The sequence below is a fragment of the Gammaproteobacteria bacterium genome, from assembly GCA_016200485.1.
Taxonomy (GTDB): domain Bacteria; phylum Pseudomonadota; class Gammaproteobacteria; order Tenderiales; family Tenderiaceae; genus JACQEP01.
Genome location: JACQEP010000013.1, coordinates 22,026 through 40,491, shown reverse-complemented (window position 1 = coordinate 40,491; position 18,466 = coordinate 22,026). Strand labels below are relative to the sequence as shown.

The 18,466-nt window shown below is 52.6% G+C and carries 18 protein-coding genes; 13 read left to right on the top strand and 5 right to left on the bottom strand.

Annotated elements, in window-relative coordinates; translation table 11 throughout:
* Positions 1 to 61: 61 nt before the first annotated feature.
* Entirely contained in the window at positions 62 to 1,462 is a 1,401-nt protein-coding gene (gene dnaB, locus HY272_08430) for a replicative DNA helicase (GenBank protein ID MBI3772708.1), read from the top strand.
* The gene (alr, locus tag HY272_08425; GenBank protein MBI3772707.1) at positions 1,459 to 2,535 is read left to right on the top strand and encodes an alanine racemase; all 1,077 of its coding nucleotides are present in this window, start codon (positions 1,459 to 1,461) and stop codon (positions 2,533 to 2,535) included. Before dnaB ends, alr begins: the two co-directional genes overlap by 4 nt.
* A 120-nt stretch (positions 2,536 to 2,655) precedes the next feature.
* Here alr and HY272_08420 read toward each other — a convergent pair whose 3' ends face one another.
* The gene (locus tag HY272_08420) at positions 2,656 to 3,642 is read right to left on the bottom strand and encodes a hypothetical protein (protein MBI3772706.1); all 987 of its coding nucleotides are present in this window, start codon (positions 3,640 to 3,642) and stop codon (positions 2,656 to 2,658) included.
* A 286-nt stretch (positions 3,643 to 3,928) separates the two neighbouring features.
* On the opposite strand from HY272_08420, the gene HY272_08415 reads away from it, so the two are divergent.
* From HY272_08415 to lysS, 5 genes are all read left to right on the top strand, one after another.
* The gene (locus tag HY272_08415) at positions 3,929 to 4,267 is read left to right on the top strand and encodes a hypothetical protein (GenBank protein MBI3772705.1); all 339 of its coding nucleotides are present in this window, start codon (positions 3,929 to 3,931) and stop codon (positions 4,265 to 4,267) included.
* A 145-nt stretch (positions 4,268 to 4,412) separates the two neighbouring features.
* Positions 4,413 to 5,447, top strand: a complete 1,035-nt coding sequence (locus tag HY272_08410; protein MBI3772704.1) for a hypothetical protein — start codon at positions 4,413 to 4,415, stop codon at positions 5,445 to 5,447.
* A 2-nt stretch (positions 5,448 to 5,449) separates the two neighbouring features.
* Positions 5,450 to 7,180, top strand: coding sequence for a single-stranded-DNA-specific exonuclease RecJ (gene recJ, locus HY272_08405; protein ID MBI3772703.1), 1,731 nt, complete (start codon positions 5,450 to 5,452; stop codon positions 7,178 to 7,180).
* 85 nt (positions 7,181 to 7,265) lie between these two features.
* A protein-coding gene (prfB, locus tag HY272_08400) for a peptide chain release factor 2 (GenBank protein MBI3772702.1) occupies positions 7,266 to 8,361 on the top strand; the annotation gives its coding sequence in 2 pieces (ribosomal slippage) (positions 7,266 to 7,337 and positions 7,339 to 8,361; 1,095 coding nt in all).
* A gap of 14 nt (positions 8,362 to 8,375) precedes the next feature.
* On the top strand, positions 8,376 to 9,872 hold the full coding sequence (gene lysS / locus HY272_08395; protein ID MBI3772701.1) for a lysine--tRNA ligase: 1,497 nt from the start codon (positions 8,376 to 8,378) through the stop codon (positions 9,870 to 9,872).
* 7 nt (positions 9,873 to 9,879) lie between these two features.
* On the opposite strand, the gene HY272_08390 is transcribed toward lysS, so the two are convergent.
* The 3 genes from HY272_08390 to HY272_08380 form a co-directional block, all read right to left on the bottom strand.
* Positions 9,880 to 10,728, bottom strand: a complete 849-nt coding sequence (locus HY272_08390; GenBank protein MBI3772700.1) for an HDOD domain-containing protein — start codon at positions 10,726 to 10,728, stop codon at positions 9,880 to 9,882.
* A gap of 17 nt (positions 10,729 to 10,745) precedes the next feature.
* Positions 10,746 to 11,588: an HDOD domain-containing protein gene (locus tag HY272_08385; protein MBI3772699.1), complete on the bottom strand. Its 843-nt coding sequence runs from the start codon at positions 11,586 to 11,588 to the stop codon at positions 10,746 to 10,748.
* Between the two features lie 65 nt (positions 11,589 to 11,653).
* Positions 11,654 to 12,688, bottom strand: a complete 1,035-nt coding sequence (locus HY272_08380; GenBank protein MBI3772698.1) for a folate-binding protein YgfZ — start codon at positions 12,686 to 12,688, stop codon at positions 11,654 to 11,656.
* A 117-nt stretch (positions 12,689 to 12,805) separates the two neighbouring features.
* Here HY272_08380 and sdhC point away from each other — a divergent pair, with 117 nt between their 5' ends.
* The 6 genes from sdhC (at position 12,806) to HY272_08350 (ending at position 16,786) form a co-directional block, all read left to right on the top strand.
* Entirely contained in the window at positions 12,806 to 13,189 is a 384-nt protein-coding gene (gene sdhC / locus HY272_08375) for a succinate dehydrogenase, cytochrome b556 subunit (GenBank protein ID MBI3772697.1), read from the top strand.
* A complete protein-coding gene (sdhD, locus tag HY272_08370) occupies positions 13,186 to 13,524 on the top strand; it encodes a succinate dehydrogenase, hydrophobic membrane anchor protein (GenBank protein MBI3772696.1) in 339 nt (112 codons plus the stop codon). Before sdhC ends, sdhD begins: the two co-directional genes overlap by 4 nt.
* On the top strand, positions 13,521 to 15,299 hold the full coding sequence (sdhA, locus tag HY272_08365; GenBank protein MBI3772695.1) for a succinate dehydrogenase flavoprotein subunit: 1,779 nt from the start codon (positions 13,521 to 13,523) through the stop codon (positions 15,297 to 15,299). Before sdhD ends, sdhA begins: the two co-directional genes overlap by 4 nt.
* Before the next feature lie 4 nt (positions 15,300 to 15,303).
* A complete protein-coding gene (locus HY272_08360) occupies positions 15,304 to 16,002 on the top strand; it encodes a succinate dehydrogenase iron-sulfur subunit (protein ID MBI3772694.1) in 699 nt (232 codons plus the stop codon).
* 105 nt (positions 16,003 to 16,107) lie between these two features.
* Positions 16,108 to 16,368 (top strand): succinate dehydrogenase assembly factor 2, encoded by a 261-nt coding sequence (locus HY272_08355; GenBank protein MBI3772693.1) that lies wholly within the window; start codon positions 16,108 to 16,110, stop codon positions 16,366 to 16,368.
* Positions 16,337 to 16,786: a hypothetical protein gene (locus HY272_08350; protein ID MBI3772692.1), complete on the top strand. Its 450-nt coding sequence runs from the start codon at positions 16,337 to 16,339 to the stop codon at positions 16,784 to 16,786. Before HY272_08355 ends, HY272_08350 begins: the two co-directional genes overlap by 32 nt.
* Here the strand turns inward: HY272_08350 and nadB are convergent.
* On the bottom strand, positions 16,757 to 18,403 hold the full coding sequence (gene nadB, locus HY272_08345; protein MBI3772691.1) for an L-aspartate oxidase: 1,647 nt from the start codon (positions 18,401 to 18,403) through the stop codon (positions 16,757 to 16,759). The genes HY272_08350 and nadB overlap by 30 nt on opposite strands.
* Positions 18,404 to 18,466: the final 63 nt, after the last annotated feature.

The following is an 18,466-nucleotide window of genomic DNA, read 5'->3' as shown; positions in this document are numbered from 1 at the left end:
CCGACCGTGGCTTGTCGTTGTAAACTGCCTTAAGTAGTTCACTCAATAAATCGGATTCGCCATGCCTGAAGTATCGCGTGTTGTCGTCCGGACGGATGAGGCCACAGAGGCCTTCAAAATCCCGCCCCATTCCATTGAAGCCGAGCAGTCCCTGCTGGGCGGTTTGATGCTGGATAACGCCTCCTGGGAACAGGTGGGAGATATGGTCAGCGACGATGATTTTTATCGGCGGGATCACCGGCTGATTTTTCAGGCGGTGCGCGATCTGGCCGACGAATCGACGCCCTTCGATGTGGTCACGCTTTCTGAGTGGTTGGAAAAGCGGAATCAACTGGATCAGGCGGGTGGCCTGGCTTATCTGGGCATGCTGGCGAATAACACGCCCAGCGCCGCTAATATCAAGGCCTATGCTGAGATTGTGCGCGAACGTTCCGTGCTGCGGCAATTGATTCATGTCGGTACTGAAATCAGCAACAGCGGCTTTGTCACCGAAGGTAGAAAAAGCGAAGAACTGCTCGATAATGCCGAGCGGCTGGTATTTGAAATCGCAGAACAAGGCGCGCGCGGCAAGGGTGGTTTTGCCGCGATTAAGGATGTTTTGACGGAAGTCGTCGATCGTATCGATGAGCTCTTCCAGCAAGACAATCCATTGACAGGCATCCCTACAGGATTCAGTGATTTCGATGAGAAGACATCAGGATTGCAGAAGGGGGACTTGATCATCGTTGCGGGTCGTCCCTCGATGGGTAAGACCAGCTTTGCGATGAATATTGCCGAACATGCGGTGATCAAAACTGAAAAGCCCGTTGCCGTATTCAGCATGGAAATGTCCGCCGCGCAATTGGCGATGCGTATGTTATCGTCGCTGGGTCGCATCGACCAACATAAAGTGCGTACCGGTAAACTGGATGATGAAGATTGGCCACGGCTGGCTTCGGCGGTAGGTTTGCTGGCTGAGAAGCCGCTATTTATTGACGATACTCCCGCCTTATCGCCTAACGAATTGCGTACTCGTTGCCGCCGCTTGACGCGTGAACATGGTCAGCTAGGTTTGATACTGATCGATTACCTGCAACTGATGCAGGTGCCTGGCAACAAGGAAAATCGTACTGCAGAAATCTCCGAAATCTCGCGCTCGTTGAAGAGTTTGGCCAAGGAACTACATGTGCCCGTCATCGCATTGTCGCAGCTTAATCGGGGCTTGGAGCAACGTCCGAATAAACGCCCGGTGATGTCTGATTTGCGCGAATCCGGTGCTATCGAACAGGATGCCGATATTATCGTCTTTATTTATCGTGATGAAGTCTACAATGAAGACAGTCCGGATAAAGGCACGGCTGAAATCATTATCGGCAAACAGCGTAATGGGCCGATTGGCACCACTCGGCTGACGTTCCTCGGTAAATACACCCGCTTTGAAAATTTCATTTCTGATCATTACTCTAACGAGGGTTATGCATGACACCGGCGGTCGAGGCGCATATCGACCTCACGGCCCTGCGGCATAATCTGGAACGAGTCCGCCAATCTGCGCCAGGACGGCGCATCATGGCTATTATCAAGGCTAATGCTTATGGTCACGGCATCGTTCGTGTAGCCGGGGCGTTAAGTGATGTTGATGCCCTTGCGGTTGCCAGACTGGAAGAAGCCTTGCAGTTGCGCCAGGCGGGTATTGTTACGCCGATTGTCTTGCTCGAAGGATTTCTTGAGGCCAGTGAGCTGAGCGAAATCGTGGCTCATGATTTGCAGGTGGTCATTCATCACGAGTATCAGGTGCAAGTGCTGGAGCGGGCACGGTTGGCAAAACCAGTGGTCGCCTGGCTCAAGATTGATACCGGCATGCATCGTCTGGGCGTGAGAATCGATCAAGCACCAGCACTTTGGCAGCGTCTTCAGCGTTGCAGCGCAGTGGGTGAGTTGCGGGTGATGACACATCTTGCGAGCGCGGATGATCGCAGCAGTGAACAGACTGAACAACAATTGGAAAAGTTTCGTCACGCCATTAGCGGAATGGATGGTGCTATGAGCATCGCCAATTCCGCCGGTATTCTGGGTTGGCCGCGCAGTCATGGCGATTGGGTGCGGCCTGGGATCATGCTGTATGGCGTTTCTCCATTCATGGCCGGGAAGGGTGAGGAAGAAAGTTTGCACCCCGTGATGACCTTGCATTCGCGCTTGATTGCCATCAATCAGGCACGCACAGGGGATGCCATTGGTTATGGTGCCAGTTGGGTGTGTCCAGAAGATATGCTGGTGGGCGTTGTCGCTTGTGGTTATGGTGATGGCTATCCGCGCCATGCGGTGCCTGGCACGCCGGTGTTGGTGAACAACATCCGCGTGCCATTAATTGGTCGCGTGTCGATGGACATGATCTGTGTCGACCTGCGACAACAACCACGCGCAGATGTCGGTGATCCTGTCGTGCTCTGGGGCAAAGGGTTGCCCGTAGAAGAGGTGGCGATTCGTGCCTCGACGATTCCTTATGAGCTGTTGTGTGGAGTGACTGGGCGGGTATTTTTTACCGAGCGCAACTGAAATAAATTCCCAACAGTCAGTCGTAGGGGCGATTCATGAATTGCCACAACAGGAATCCCGAAGCCACAAAACAAAAAAGCCCCTCTAGAGGGGCTTTTGAGTGTTTCTATCCTGCGCGGCTTATGGGAAGCTTGGTGCAGTACCGAAAATCGCCGGCCAAACAGTTGGCGATGTAGGCGTCGGTACATTGGTCAAAGTTTGGCTTGCGCTGCTGCTCGTGGTTATGTTGGTGAGTGCTTGAGCAGTGGTCGCCAGGCCACTGGTATCCTCGGCGACCCAGCTTGTGGAAATCGTGTCGGCATCGCTCCACGAAACTGTCTTACCGTTAAGTACTGCTGAACCGGCAGTGGTAATCTTTTCGCTAACAAAGTAGTTACCGAATGGGAACGGAAATGGAACAGAATTACCCGCGTAACCACCTGCCTGTTTGTGTACGAAGCCTTGCTTGGCGTTGGCGTTTGGTGCGTTGGGGATCGGAATTGTCTGCGATATTTCCATGGTGTGGCCGATGACAGTATCGGTGTCAGGGGTAAGACCGCCGCTTGCGAATGCGGTATAGTCAGTGTATTTAAAGGTTGATTGATAATCAGGTTTGTCAAAGGTCTGCGTCAGACGCACCTTGAACATCTCAGTTGCCGGAGTCGGCGTTAGTGGCTGGTTGAAGCCGGTCATCGCTGGGTTGCTGAAACGCATCATAGCGCTTTGTACTTCGGCTTGATCGGTAAACCCTTGGGCTGCGTCGCGAACCACTTGCTTTGAGGCCACTCCTTGAGTAATCCCCGAGGAACTACCCAGAGCAAACGGAACAAAGGACTCAGCTGCAAACGCCTTGCCTGATGGGCCGCCCGCACCGCTTGGATCAGTAACGATCATGCGAACATAGGTGTAATCAGGTGTTTTCACTTCTTCTTGGAGAAAACCCTTGTCAGAAGCCAAGGTTTTACAGCTCACCCCAGGTTTTGAGGAGCAGGAAGAACTGGTGTCAATTGCGCCGGAGGCATTGGTGGTCCAGCCATCGAACGCCAAAGGTGCGGCAGCAAGGACGAACCCAGGTGCGCAAATTGTCGAGAAACCAAGTACAATCAATACCTTAGAATTATGCTTCATACCCCAATCCCCTGCGAGTTATTAGTTATACCGAGAACGAACCCCAAACAATCAATCGTTTCTTGGTTTATATATTCGTATAACAATGTACATCATCCTGGGAATAATTGTCTATAGCCTATTTAAATTTGTGCATTGCCTGGAGTGTGGGCGAATTACCAAAGTTAAAGGGGGAGAAGTGAGGGTGGCTTTTATAGTTGGCCCGGTCTTTGCACCTAATCAGTTAAGCAGGGAATAAGGTTCCGGACCGCCAAAATATCGTCACCCAGATCAAGGAGAATTACCAGTGGCAAAACCAATTGATAACAACGGGTTACAAAATCTAACCCAGAGTCATGCGTCGCGGCTGGGTAATCAGCTCGATCTCAATCAGGTGTCAACAAGTGATCAGGCGTCAACGGTTGCCAGCGGGCGGCAAGATGATGCCGTAACCGTGAGCCGTGCAGCTGAGGTGCTGAATCGAAAGGATGACAGTCGAGGTAATGGGGTGATCCAGTCGGCTGAACATGCTTCACAGGTCGCACAGACCCTCCGCGGCCTGTTTGAAGGCAATAGCGGCCTGGCTCTGGCGGCCCAGGCCAAAAACGTATCCAGTGAATTAATGCTCCTCCTCAAGACAGGGTAACCCGCCCTTTCAGTAGGGGCACGGCGCACCGTGCCCCTACCATCGTTGGGCGCCAGAATGGCGCCTTTTTTATGCGTAGGCTTTTGCGCCATTCTCGTTTAGCACCTATGATGGGCGCACTCTCGATTTCTTTAGTTAACCTAAGATGCAAGATCGCCATATTACGTTGTTCGTTCCTGGTTTATTCGGCGCGGAAGCGGTTCGCTGTACTTCGGGGGCCTTAGATGGCTTGGCGCTGGCTCATTTGGAGCGCTGGTTAGCCCGCAGCGAGCAGCACTCATGCGTTCCTGGATTTATGGAGGCGCTGTTCTTGTTGTTTGGCATCTCTGCGGTCGCTGATCAGGATTTGCCAGTCGCTGAAATTACGCGTATTACGGATGGCGTGCGTGGTGATGGGGTATGGTTGCGGGCAGATCCTGTGCATTTGAAACCGGATCGCGATCGATTGGTGATGTTTGATAATTGTGAGTTGTTGATTCAGCCGCAGGAGGCGCAACAACTTGTGCGTGAGTTCAACGCCGTGTTTCGTGACGATGGTATGGAATTGTTTGCGCCCCATCCTTTACGTTGGTATTTACGATTGTCGCAACGGCCGCAGGTGCGAACGCGACCGTTGAATGCTGTGATCGGGCAGGATGTCGATCCCAATTTGCCGCAAGGCTCGCAGGCAATGGCGTGGCATCGCGTGATGAATGAAGTCCAGATGATATTTCACAGTTCCGAGGTGAATCGACGTCGACAATTAGGGGGCAAACCAGAGATTAACAGCCTATGGTTTTGGGGTGGTGGGGAACTTGTTAGTTGTCAGTCTGTGCCTTGGACGCACGTGTGGTCAAATGAGCCGCTGACTCAGGCCTTGGCATCTTATTCAGATGTGAAAGTAGATGGTTTGCCGCCCACCGCTGCGGAGTGGTTGGCGTTGTCGACGGAGGGTGGGCAGCATCTGGTGGTGTTGGATGGTGCGGTAAAGACCGGTCAATTTGGCGATATTGAGGGCTGGCGAAATTTTATTGATGCGTTTGTCAGTGAATGGGTGTCTGAACTGAGTTCGGCATTGGGTGAGCAGAAAATAATGAGTATACGGCTGGTGACTGATGCGGGGTTTGAATGGCGGATCACGGCGCGAAATCAGCGCCGTTGGTGGCGACGCCGACGCAGCCTATTGAGTTACGTGCAGTGAATATGACAGTAAAAAAAATTATTCGCCGCGCCATTCCAGATCGGATGCCTACGTTCTCGAAGCCGCTGCATCCGGTATTGGTTCGGTTATATGCCGCCCGCAAGGTCGGTGGTGATCTGGAGTTGGAACGCGGGCTGGAGCGTTTGGCACCGGTGGGTGCGTTGCACAATATCGAACGTGCCACTGAAATTTTGGTGGACGCCATTGAAGATCAGCGGCGGATTTTGGTGGTGGGCGATTTTGATGCCGATGGTGCGACCAGTAGCGCGCTTGCAGTACGCGCCTTGCGCCTGTGCGGCGCTGCTGAGGTGGATTTTTTGGTACCTAATCGTTTTGAATATGGCTATGGTTTGACGCCGGAGATTGTCGCGGTGGCGGCTCGCTGGCAACCGGATGTGCTGGTGACGGTGGATAATGGTATCGCCAGCGTAGAAGGTGTTGCAGCGGCAAAGCGGCTGGGTATGCAAGTGATCGTCACCGACCACCATTTGCCAGGCGCGATTTTGCCAGCGGCGGATGCTATCGTTAATCCTAATCAGTCCGGATGCCGGTTCCCAAGTAAGAATCTCGCTGGCGTGGGTGTGATTTTTTACGTGATGTTGGCGTTACGCGCCGCGTTACGTGCGAATGGCTGGTTTGAACGCCGCAGTGTTGCAGAGCCGAACTTGGGGCAGCTGTTGGATTTGGTGGCCTTGGGCACTGTGGCTGATGTGGTGCCACTTGATCATACTAATCGTATTTTGGTGGCGCAAGGTTTGGCGCGGATTCGGAAAGGTGCGTGTAGTCCGGGAATTTCAGCGCTATTGGAAGTCGGTGGACGTACACAAGCACAAGCGGTAGCTTCAGACTTGGGATTTATTGTCGGGCCACGGTTGAACGCCGCAGGCCGCTTGGAAGACATGTCGATTGGCATTCAGTGTTTATTGACAGATGATCGTGCGCAGGCATTACGTCTGGCGCAGGAGCTCGATCGTCTCAATCGTGAGCGGCGATCGATTGAACAGGAGATGCAGGAACAGGCGCTGTCGCATCTGGCGCAAATGCAGTTGGAAGATGGTGCTGAATTGCCGAGTGGTTTGTCGTTATTTGATGAAGACTGGCATCAAGGTGTGATCGGGATTCTTGCGTCACGGATCAAGGATCGCTTTCATCGACCCGTGATTGTGTTTGCGAGTGCCGGCGCCAGGGAGATCAAGGGTTCGGCGCGTTCGGTGTCCGGCTTTCATATTCGTGATGGGCTGGATAGTATCGCCACCCGTTATCCGGGACTGATTACCAAGTTTGGTGGCCATGCCATGGCGGCGGGTTTGAGTCTTAAGCAGGATCGTCTTGAAGAATTCCAGGCGGCTTTCGATGAAGAAGTCAGGCGCCATTTGTCAACCGAGGATTTGCAAGGCGTGATCTGGAGCGATGGTGCGCTCGGAGCTGAGGATATTAATTTGGACTTGGCGGATGAGTTGCGTCATGCCGGTCCCTGGGGGCAGGGATTTCCTGAACCGGTGTTCGATGGTGAATTCGGTGTCATCAACCGGCGTATTGTGGGTGAGCGCCATCTGAAATTGGTGCTCAAAATGGCAGACGGTCGATCCATTGATGCCATTGCCTTTAATCACAATGACAGCGACTGGCCGCAGGGCACAGAGGCGGTACGGATCGCCTATAAACTCGATATTAACGATTATCGGGGGCAACGTAGCCCACAGTTGATTGTGGATTACCTGGAGCCGGTGTGATTTGGTTGTAGTATCGCCACAATAGTATCGTTAGCCCCGTGGCTGGTGTAAAATCAGCCGCTTTTGAGCAGCCAGAATCGAAGCCATGGAAGTTAATGCTATTTATCGCCGTATCAAGGACATGCAGGGGCGCGCCGACGCTCTGAGGGGGTATCTTTGACTTCGATGCCAAACGCGAGCGTCTTGAAGAGGTCCGGCGGGAACTAGAAGTTCCGGATGTCTGGAACAATCCCGAGCGCGCCCAGCAACTGGGTAAGGAGCGGGCGCAGCTGGAGCAGATCGTCGGTTTGCTGACGAGCATCCGCGATGCCCTGACCGATGCCGATGAATTGTTGCAGATGGCTGAAGGCGAGAACGACGAAGATGCTGTCGCCGCTGTGGTGGCCGATCTTGATCTGCAAGATAAGCAGCTGGCGGATCTCGAGTTTCGCCGTATGTTTGCGGGCGAGATGGACCCCAACAACGCCTTCCTTGATATTCAGTCAGGTTCCGGTGGCACCGAGGCGCAGGATTGGGCATCGATGCTGTTGCGTATGTATTTGCGCTGGGGTGAGCGGCGCGGCTTTAAGACAGAGATGATTGAAGCATCCGACGGCGAAGTGGCGGGTATCAAAAGCGCCACGATTCGTTTTGAAGGACCGTATGCCTTTGGCTGGCTGCGCACCGAGACTGGCGTGCATCGCCTGGTGCGTAAATCACCGTTTGATTCCGGTAACCGGCGTCATACCTCATTTGCCTCAGTGTTTGTGTCGCCAGAAGTCGATGACGACATCGACATCGAAGTCAATCCGGCTGATTTGAAAGTGGATACTTACCGCGCCTCGGGTGCCGGTGGTCAGCACGTTAACCGTACCGAATCTGCGATTCGTATTACGCACATGCCGAGCGGCATTGTCGTCGCTTGCCAAAGCGATCGTTCGCAGCATAAAAATCGTGCAACGGCGATGAAGCAGTTGAAGGCCAAGTTGTACGAAATGGAAATGCAAAAACGTCGTGGTGCGTTACAGGTGATTGAAGATAGTAAGTCAGACGTGTCATGGGGTAATCAGATTCGTTCCTATGTGCTGGATCAGTCGCGGATCAAGGATCTGCGTACCGGTGTCGAGACGGGAAATACCCAGGCCGTGCTGGATGGCGATTTGGATGATTTTATCGAGGCTTCGCTTAAGAGCGGACTCTAAGACGGGAAACTAACATGACAGACCAACAACAACCCGACGAACATCGACTGATTGCCGAACGCCGCGCCAAACTGGCGGCAATTCGTGAAAAAGGTGTGGCGTTTCCCAGTGATTTTCGCCGCAATGTGATGGCCGGTGAACTGCATGCTGAATACGGCAACAAAAGCGCTGAGGAGCTGGAAGCCAATCCGGTGCGGGTGAGTGTTGCAGGCCGGATGATGGCCAAGCGGGTCATGGGCAAGGCGAGTTTTGCCCAGATTCTGGATCAATCTGCGCGCATACAATTGTTTGTGCAGCGCGACAGCGTTGGTGAAGAAATATATCAAGAATTCAAAGGCTGGGATGTGGGTGACATCCTCGGCGCTGAAGGCGTGTTGTTTGTCACCAAAACGGGCGAGTTGTCGATCAAGGTCGATGTCATTCGTCTGTTGACCAAATCGTTGCGGCCGTTGCCGGAAAAATTCCACGGTCTGACTGATCAGGAGACGCGTTACCGTCAGCGTTATCTTGATCTGATCATGAACGATGTGGCGCGTGAAACGTTCCGCATTCGCACCCGCATTGTGCAATATATCCGTCGTTTTCTCGATGATCGTGGCTTCCTGGAAGTTGAAACGCCGATGATGCACTCGATTCCGGGCGGTGCGACGGCGCGGCCGTTTGTGACTTATCACAACGCCCTGGATCTCGAAATGTTCCTGCGCATCGCGCCGGAGTTGTATCTCAAGCGGTTGATTGTCGGTGGCTTTGAGCGGGTGTATGAAGTCAATCGCAACTTCCGTAATGAAGGCGTGTCAACACGACACAATCCGGAATTCACGATGCTGGAATTTTACGAGGCTTATGCTGATTACCATGACTTGATGGATATTACGGAGTCAATGTTGCGCGGCATGGCACAGGAAGTTCTGGGTAAGACGCAAATTACCTATCAAGGCGAAGAATATGATTTCAGTAAGCCTTTTCACCGGTTGACCGTAAAACAGTCGATTCTGAATTTTAATCCGGGTCTGAGTGACGCCCAGATTTCGGATCTAAGCCAGGCGCGTGAGGTGGCCAAAGATTTGGGTATTCAGGTCAAGGATTCATGGGGAATTGGCAAGCTTCAGATTGAAGTATTTGAAAAAACGGTTGAACATCGTTTGCGCGAACCCACCTTTATTACCGAATATCCAACCGAAGTCTCACCGCTGGCACGGCGTAATGACTCGAATCCACTGGTCACCGATCGGTTTGAGTTTTTTGTAGGTGGTCGCGAGATTGCCAATGGCTTTACCGAGTTGAATGATGCTGAGGATCAGGCCGAGCGTTTCCGCAAACAAGTGGAAGAAAAGGACGCTGGCGATGACGAGGCAATGCACTTTGACGCGGATTATATTCGTGCCCTGGAACACGGCATGCCGCCAACCGCAGGCGAGGGGATTGGTATTGATCGTTTAGTGATGTTGTTTACTGATGCACCTTCGATACGGGATGTGCTGTTATTCCCATACATGAGGCCTGAGATATAGCGCTGTTTTAGGACGGCATGAACATTTTTTGCACCAGGCTGACTTCTTCCTGCGCCTCCTCCATCGCCTGGATGCTTTCTTCGGGGGTCAGCCCCAGTTTTTTGAAGGCGGGGATCGTTGACCAGTCGTGTTTTGCCAGCCGATGCTGTGATCCTAGATAGCTATGCAGATTGGCGACCGTAACGATATCGACATAGTCGACTGTATTACCACCGCTGTCCCGTTCAAGATCTTCATGTTCTGCGACAACAGCAATCAGTTCCTGAGGGAAATTCCATTCGTCAAGAATTGAGGTGCCTACCAGGATATGCATTTTTCCAGCAATCGAATCCAATAATGATTCATCGGCGAGCAGTTCCGGGATGTTGGCCGCTTCGGTGTAAATAGGAATAACGCCAATATCGTGGATGAGGCCACCGAGCATGGCCTGATCCGGTTTGAGCTTGGTGAATTTTCTGGCCAGCACATGACTGATGGCGGCAACCTTGGTGCTATGGAGCCAGAGTTTCTTTAACAGTTTGTTGAGATCACTGTTCGCCTGTCCTTGGTAAATATTTTCCATCACCATGCTGGTGATAAGATTTCTGACCACCGTGTTGCCCAGGCGTGCGATGGCGTTTTGTAGATTCTCGATCGGTTTGGCGGGTCGATACATCGCGCTGTTGGCGATTTGCAGTAATCGGGCCGAGAGGACCGGGTCAGAACCGAGGATAACGGAAATCTGGGCGGCGGTGGATTCCGGATTTTGCACGACTTCGCGTACCTTCATCGCCACTTCGGGCAGCGTGGGCAACGAAATCCGATTATTGTTGATGTCATCAAGAAACTTGGTCAGTAATTTTTTTTCGATTTCCACAATGGTATCCAATCACTTCATGAAAGTAACAATTTTTGGATTTCGTTAATTTCCGCCTTGGCTTCGCCCAAGGCGGAAATGCTTTGTTCGGGTGTTAGTCCAAGTTTGTCAAGGGCGGGAACATTTTCCCAATCAAAGTGCTTATGGCTTTTTCTCTGGCCGAGATAGGAGTGCATGTTGGCTACAATAACAATGTCAGTGTAATCCGGAATTGGTGCCGGATCGCGATTTATATCCTCGTGTTCCGCAGCAACATTGATTAGCTCTTCAGGAAAGTGCCAATCTTCAAGGATGAGTTTTCCCAGATCCTGATGCATGTTTTCAATGACCCTGTTTAGCGCGTCCGGATCCTTCAAGATTTCAGGAAAATCCGCTGCGCGACTGAGAATGGGTAGTGTGCCGATATCATGAATCAGGCCGGCGAGTAATGCCTCATCCCCGTTAAGTGAAGTAAAACGTCTGGCAAAGACGTGGCTGATAGCCGCAACGCGGGTAGAGTGTACCCATAATTTATGGAGTTGGGATTTGACTGCTGCAGAGTGTTTGGCATGGTATAGCTGATCCATCACTAGTGAAGTGACGACATTGCGGACGCATACGCCGCCGAGCCGTACCACCGCCGTGCGCACGTTCTCGACCGGATTTAACCCCTTGAAGAAAACGCTGTTTGAGATTTGCAGCAGGCGTGCTGATAACGCCGCATCCGTACTGATGATTTTGGCAATTTTTTCGGCCGGTGAATAAGGATCATCGGCCAGTTTGCGGACCTTCATCGCAACTTCCGGCAGGCTTGGCAGTACCAGCCGGTTGTGGGTGATGTCATCCAGCAACGAGGTGATAAATTTGTCTTCTACCTTCAAGGGAATCGTCCATGGTTTTCCTTTTCCGGTATATCTATCGGCGTTTGCCGGGAAATCTCAAGACCTTATAGTGGGTATGGAAGTTCCTGCAGCTGAAGCGGTGTTTTTGATTCCGGTTGAAGAAATAAGGGTAGCTTGCTGGCCTCGATTTCGATGACCGCCAAGGCGTCAATGCCGCCCGCTGGTGCAGGTTGGGCAGCAACGATTTCTCCGGCTTTGCGCTCGCTTGCGCCGTCATGGACGAAAATGGAATCACCCGGTAGAGGCAGCGTCTCTGTAGCCGCGGTCAGTTTGAACATACGGCGCTTGAGCGTGCCCAGATACTGCATGCGGGCCACGATTTCCTGGCCCGGGTAACATCCTTTTTGGAAGTTCAGACCATTGACGGCTTGAAGATTCACCATTTGCGGGACAAAAGCTTCCACCGTCTGAAGTAAAACCATTGGCAGACCCGCCTGGATATCCAGCCATTGCCAGGCGGCGGCGCCTACTGGGCGGGCGCCGGCGGCTAACATCTGCCAGACCGGGATCACGTTTTCCACAGCGCCATGGATCTCAAAACGAGGGTAAGGACCGGGAACGCGGAGCAGGGTCACGGTTCCGGTGTGGATTGCGGCGTCGACTTTGGCGGGGACGGTTCCGAGCTGCGCCTGCAACAAGAATTCAACCATCGGGCCGGAAACGCCAAAACTGGCCATTTCATCGCTGGCATCACTGAGCGTAACCTGAGAGCGGAGGATAAACATCCGCAACCGTTTCAGCGTTGCCTCTAATAGGTCTCGCGGCATGGCGAGGTAATAACAGCCGCTGTGCATAAAGACACGAAACAGCGTCAAAATGCGTCCTTTGGGGTTACAGTAGGCGCTAAGTTGACTTTGGTGTTCGGTCAGCGCTTTCAGGTCATTGGTCAGCTGGTTATGAAGAAAGGTTTGCGCCTCTGGGCCTTCGGCCTTGATCAGGCCAATATGCGAGAGGTCGGCGATGACATTGCCTTTTGCCACCAGTTTGATTTCTGCGGCAACTGTGTCAAAGTGAGTCACAGCGTCATGATCGACGTGGGCGCCATGTTGGGTCAGAAATTGTTGCCAGATCTGGTTCATGAGAGTGCGCTGCTAAAGATTATCGAGCCAAGGATGATAACGTAATTAACCCGTGACTTCTAACACACTAAGATTAATGGTGGACAAAAATTCTGTCTTCGCTAGACTAGACTCCATATGAGAAATCATAAACCCGACACAAGACCGGTTTTTCTCAATCTCCTCAAAATTCGTCAACCCATCACTGCGGTTGCGTCCATTGCGCACCGAATCGCAGGGGTGATTTTGGTATTGGCGATTCCATTATTGATTTGGCATCTTGACCGGGCATTGGCTACTGAGGCCGGTTATTACGATGTGCTCACCGCATTATCGTCGCCCGCAGGTAAACTGGGATTGCTGGTGATCGGATGGGCATTGCTACATCATATCCTGGCCGGACTCCGCTTTATCCTCCTCGATTTTGATATTGGGATCGAGCTGGCAGCAGCCCGGGCCAGCGCCTATTTCGTGACGATGGCCGCTGTACTCGGATTGGTGTTGATGGTGATTCTGTTATGAGCTGGCGGGCGAGTGGACTCCGAGCCTGGTTATTGCAGCGCGTCAGCGCGGTCTACTTGGCTGCATTTTTTATTTATGTTACCTCCGTGTTACTCATCGCGCCTCCCCAAAATTATCTACAGTTAAAGAGTTGGATGTCAGAGTTGCCCATGGCACTGGCGACAGCATTGTTTTTTCTGGCCTTGCTGGCGCATGCCTGGGTTGGGATGCGCGATGTATTGATTGATTACGTTAAGCCATTTGCGGTACGACTGATCTTGTTGATATTGCTGGCAGGAGGTTTGTTGACATTGGGATTGTGGGCGTTGCGTGTGGTGTTGATGGGGGCGATATGACAGTAACAGCGGCGAATATTCCGCGACGTAATTTTGATGCGCTGGTAATCGGCGCCGGTGGCGGCGGTTTGCGTGCCGCGTTGCAGCTGGCCCAGGATGATGTGCATGTCGCCGTCGTCTCCAAGGTGTTCCCGACGCGATCGCATACCGTTGCCGCACAGGGTGGCATCAACGCTGCTTTAGCCAATGTGTTGCCGGATAACTGGCATTGGCACATGTTCGACACCATCAAGGGCGGTGATTATCTCGGTGATCAGGATGCGATCGAATACATGTGTCGCGCCGCGCCACGACTGGTGGTTGAATTAGAGCATGCCGGGGTACCCTTCTCGCGCCTCGACAATGGCAAGATCTATCAACGGCCCTTTGGCGGACAGAGCCAGAATTTTGGTGGTGATCAGGCCGCACGCACCTGCGCGGCGGCGGATCGCACGGGGCATGCCATTCTGCATTCGCTGTATCAGCAAAATATTCACGCCAAGACTCATTTCTTCGATGAATATTTCGCCATCGACCTGTTGCGGGATGAACATGGTTATGTGCTGGGTGCTTTGGTCATGGAAATCGAAACCAGCGAGCTGCTGGTGATTGAGGCGAAGACAACGTTGCTGGCAACCGGCGGCGCAGGCCAGATTTATCGCACCAACACCAATGCCAAGATCAATACCGGTGACGGCATGGCCATGGCCTTACGCGCTGGGATTCCGTTGCAAGACATGGAGTTCTTCCAGTTTCATCCTACCGGTATCGCCGGTAAGGGGATGCTGATTACCGAAGGTTCGCGCGGTGAGGGCGGTTACTTGCTGAATAAAGATGGCGAGCGGTTCATGGAGCGTTATGCGCCACATGCCAAGGATCTGGCCAGCCGCGATGTAGTTAGCCGCGCCATTTATACTGAAGTTAAAGAGGGTCGTGGCTGTGGCCCCAATGCCGATCATGTACTGCTCAAGCTCGAACATTTAGGTGTGGATGTGATTCAAAAACGTCTGCCCGGCATTCGCGCTACCGTGAAAACCTTTTTGCACATTGATCCGGCGTTTGAACCGATTCCGATTTATCCAACGGCCCATTACACCATGGGCGGGATTCCAACCAATCGATTTGGCCAGGTGGTGGTGCCGCATGGACATAGTCCAGAGGAACCCGTGCCGGGATTGTACGCGGTGGGTGAGTGCGCCTGCGTCTCCGTGCATGGCGCGAACCGTTTGGGTGGCAATTCGTTGCTTGATATTGTGGTGTTTGGTCGTGCCGCCGGCAATCACATCATCGAATTCCTGAAAGAGAGCCGTTATCACCGACCAATGACCGGCGATGCCATTGATCGTGCGTTAGCACGAGTCGTCCGCTGGGATCAGAAAGGCGAGGGTGAATCCGTCGACACGCTACGCAAGGAATTGCAAAAGGCGATGGAAGATTATTGTGGTGTTTTCCGTACAGATGATGTGCTGGCCGAAGGTGTGAAAAAAGTGATCGAACTCGAAGAGCGGATGACACATGTCCGGCTCAAAGATCACAGCAAAACTTTCAACACCGCGCGTATTGAAGCGATGGAATTGGAAAATCTAATGGATGTAGCCCTGGCGACGGTAGCCTCCGCCCATGCGCGGAAGGAAAGCCGGGGCGCGCATTCGCGCATCGATTATCCAGAACGCGACGATGAAAACTGGCTCAAGCACACACTCTATTTCAAACAGGGTCGGGCCTTGGAATACAAGCCAGTGCGCATGAAGCCGCTCACGGTTGACTCTTTCCCGCCTAAGGCGCGAGTGTATTAAGGGGATCACCATGCAGATAACTGTTTTCCGATACAACCCAGAAACGGACAAGCAACCTTATATGCAAGAGTATGAGGTCGCCGTTACGCCAGGGATGATGTTGCGTGAAGCCCTGTTGCAGATCAAAGCGCAAGATGAAACCTTGAATTTCCGCCATTCCTGTGGTGAAGGTGTTTGCGGTTCAGACGGTATGAATATCAATGGTCGTAACGGCTTGGCTTGTATCACGCCGATGGCGGAGCTGGGGAATCGGGTCGAAGTGCGTCCTTTGCCGGGATTGCCGGTGATTCGCGATCTGGTGGTGGATTTGACCCTGTTCTATCATCAATATCGTTCAGTGAAACCGTATTTGATTGTTCATGATCCGGAACCGGAAGAGGAATATCGTCAGAGCCCTGAAGATCGCGACAAGCTCGATGGCTTGTATGAATGCATTCTTTGCGCCTGTTGTACTACCTCATGTCCGTCATTTTGGTGGAACCCGGACAAGTTCCGTGGTCCAGCGGCGTTGTTGCAATCGTATCGTTTTCTTGCCGACAGCCGTGATCAGGCGACGGCGCAACGATTGGAAGAACTCGAAGGGCCGTATCGATTATTCCGTTGTCACAGCATCATGAATTGCGCCAATGTTTGTCCCAAGGGGCTCAATCCCACCAAGGCGATAGGCGAGATCAAGAAAATTCTACTGAAGCAGATGATTTAACGTGAAAAAACTCGTCTTGATGCGAACTCCGGTAGCCTGGGTGGAGCGAAGCGTAACCCGGGTTGCGCCTGCGACTCCATCCAGGCTACACATTCTGATATGACCATGGCAGAGTCATCCTCAATAACTGCTGGGGCAAAATCCCGTCTCTACTGGCGTTGTCGCCGTGGCATGCTGGAACTTGATTTGCTATTGCAGGGGTTTGTGCACAACGGCTACGATGCGTTAACGGATACCGAAAAACATGATTTTGAGCGATTATTGGATACCGCCGATCAAGAGTTGCTTGAATTGCTGCTGGAACAACAAGAAACAGAAGACCCTGCCTTAGCCAATGTCATCACCAAAATTCGTAGCGCCGCTTAGAGTCAATCTGCAAGGATCTTTACTGGCAGCCGTTGTGCTGCTGGTGATTTATATCGGTGCCATATACTGGCTCAAGTATTTGGCAATTCCTGGCTTGTTAAAGTTTGGTTTAGCGGCATTGCTGGTATGGAGTTTGGCCGCTAATTTTCGCCGTTATGTACTGCTCAAACATCCGCGATCGGTAGTGGAGTTATATTGTCATAGTAATGAGTGGGATTTGAAATTGGCGAACGATCAGCGGTGTAGTGCTGAGTTGTTGGATAGCACCTTTGTCAGCAGCTGGTTGCTGGTATTAAACTTCCGTATCGAGGGTGAGAAGGGTGTTTGTTCGGTAGTCATTGCCCCCGGCGGTACCGATAGCAACAGTTTCCGCCGTTTGAACGTGCGCTTAAGACGCCTTGACCCGGCTGCTATTTAAGATTATCGAATTGGGTCGTGGTGGAACCAATATCGTGTTCACCGGTGGCGCTAAGTCGTTCGTCGCAGGGTAATCCAACGTATAGTGCAAGCCCCGGCTTTCCTTGCGTGACAAGGCCGACTGCACAATTAATTCGGCGACGGTGACTAGATTCCGTAATTCGATTAAATCATTGGTGACGCGGAAGTTGGCGTAATATTCATCGACTTCGCTGGCCAGTAATTGAATACGCCGTAATGCGCGCTGCAGGCGGCGATCGGTGCGGACGATGCCGACATAGTCCCACATCACACGGCGCAGCTCATCCCAGTCATGGGCGACCACCACTTCTTCGTCGGAATCCGTGACCCGGCTTTCATCCCATTGCGGTAACACGGGTGACGATATGGCCTCTCCCAACAGGCGGCTAATATCCTCCGCAGCGGCCTTGGCAAACACCAGGCATTCGAGCAGCGAATTGCTGGCCATACGGTTGGCGCCATGCAATCCTGTAAACGCAGTTTCGCCGATGGCATATAAGCCTTCAATGTCGGTACGACCGTGTAAATCGGTCATCACTCCGCCACAGGTGTAATGTGCAGCCGGGACCACGGGGATCGGCTCGCGCGTAATGTCATAACCGAATTCGAGGCAGGTGGCGTATACCGTTGGGAAATGGCTCTTGATGAAGTCAGCGGGCTTGTGGCTGATGTCGAGATAAACATAGTCGGCCCCCAATCGTTTCATCTCATGGTCAATGGCGCGGGCAACAATATCGCGTGGTGCCAGTTCTGCATCAGGATGAAACCTGTGCATAAACGTCGAGCCATCAGGTAACAATAAACGGCCACCTTCACCGCGCATGGCCTCCGTCAGCAAAAACGATTTGGCCTTGGGGTGATAAAGACAGGTCGGATGGAATTGCACGAACTCCATGTTGGCGATGCGACAGCCCGCGCGCCAGGCCATGGCGATACCATCGCCAGTCGATACATCGGGGTTGCTGGTATAGAGATAAACTTTACCTGCGCCGCCGGTCGCCAGCACCATGAAACGGCTGCTTAATGTAACAACTTGTTGTGATTGCTTATCGAGCACATAGGCGCCATAGCATCGGTGTTGTGGCAGGCCCAGTTTCTCACCGGTAATCAGATCAATGACGAGATGATCTTCCAAAATATCGATATTTGGGTGTTGGCGGAGCTGCGACACCAGCGTTGTCTCAATGGCGCGGCCGGTGGCATCTGCCGCATGAATGACACGGCGATGACTGTGGCCACCCTCGCGGGTCAAATGATAATCGGTTGAACCGTCGGCACGGGTTTCGCGGGTAAAGGGTACGCCGCTATCGATCAACCATTGAATCGATTCGCGGGCGCGCTCAACGGTGTAACGGACGACATCAGGGTCACAAAGTCCTGCGCCAGCGCGCAGGGTATCTTCAATATGGGACTCAATGGAGTCTTCAGCATCGAGCACGGCTGAAATCCCACCTTGCGCGTAGAGGGTTGCGCCTTCGGTGAGGGGGCCCTTGGTAATAACGGCGATCCTGGCTTGCGGTGCAAGATGGAGGGCCAAGCTCAGCCCAGCCGCGCCGCCGCCGACTATAATGACGTCATATTGAGTTGAAATGCCCATTTATACAATTTTCATTATACTGATATAGTTTGTTTTCAACGAGTTATCATATGATACTCTAGA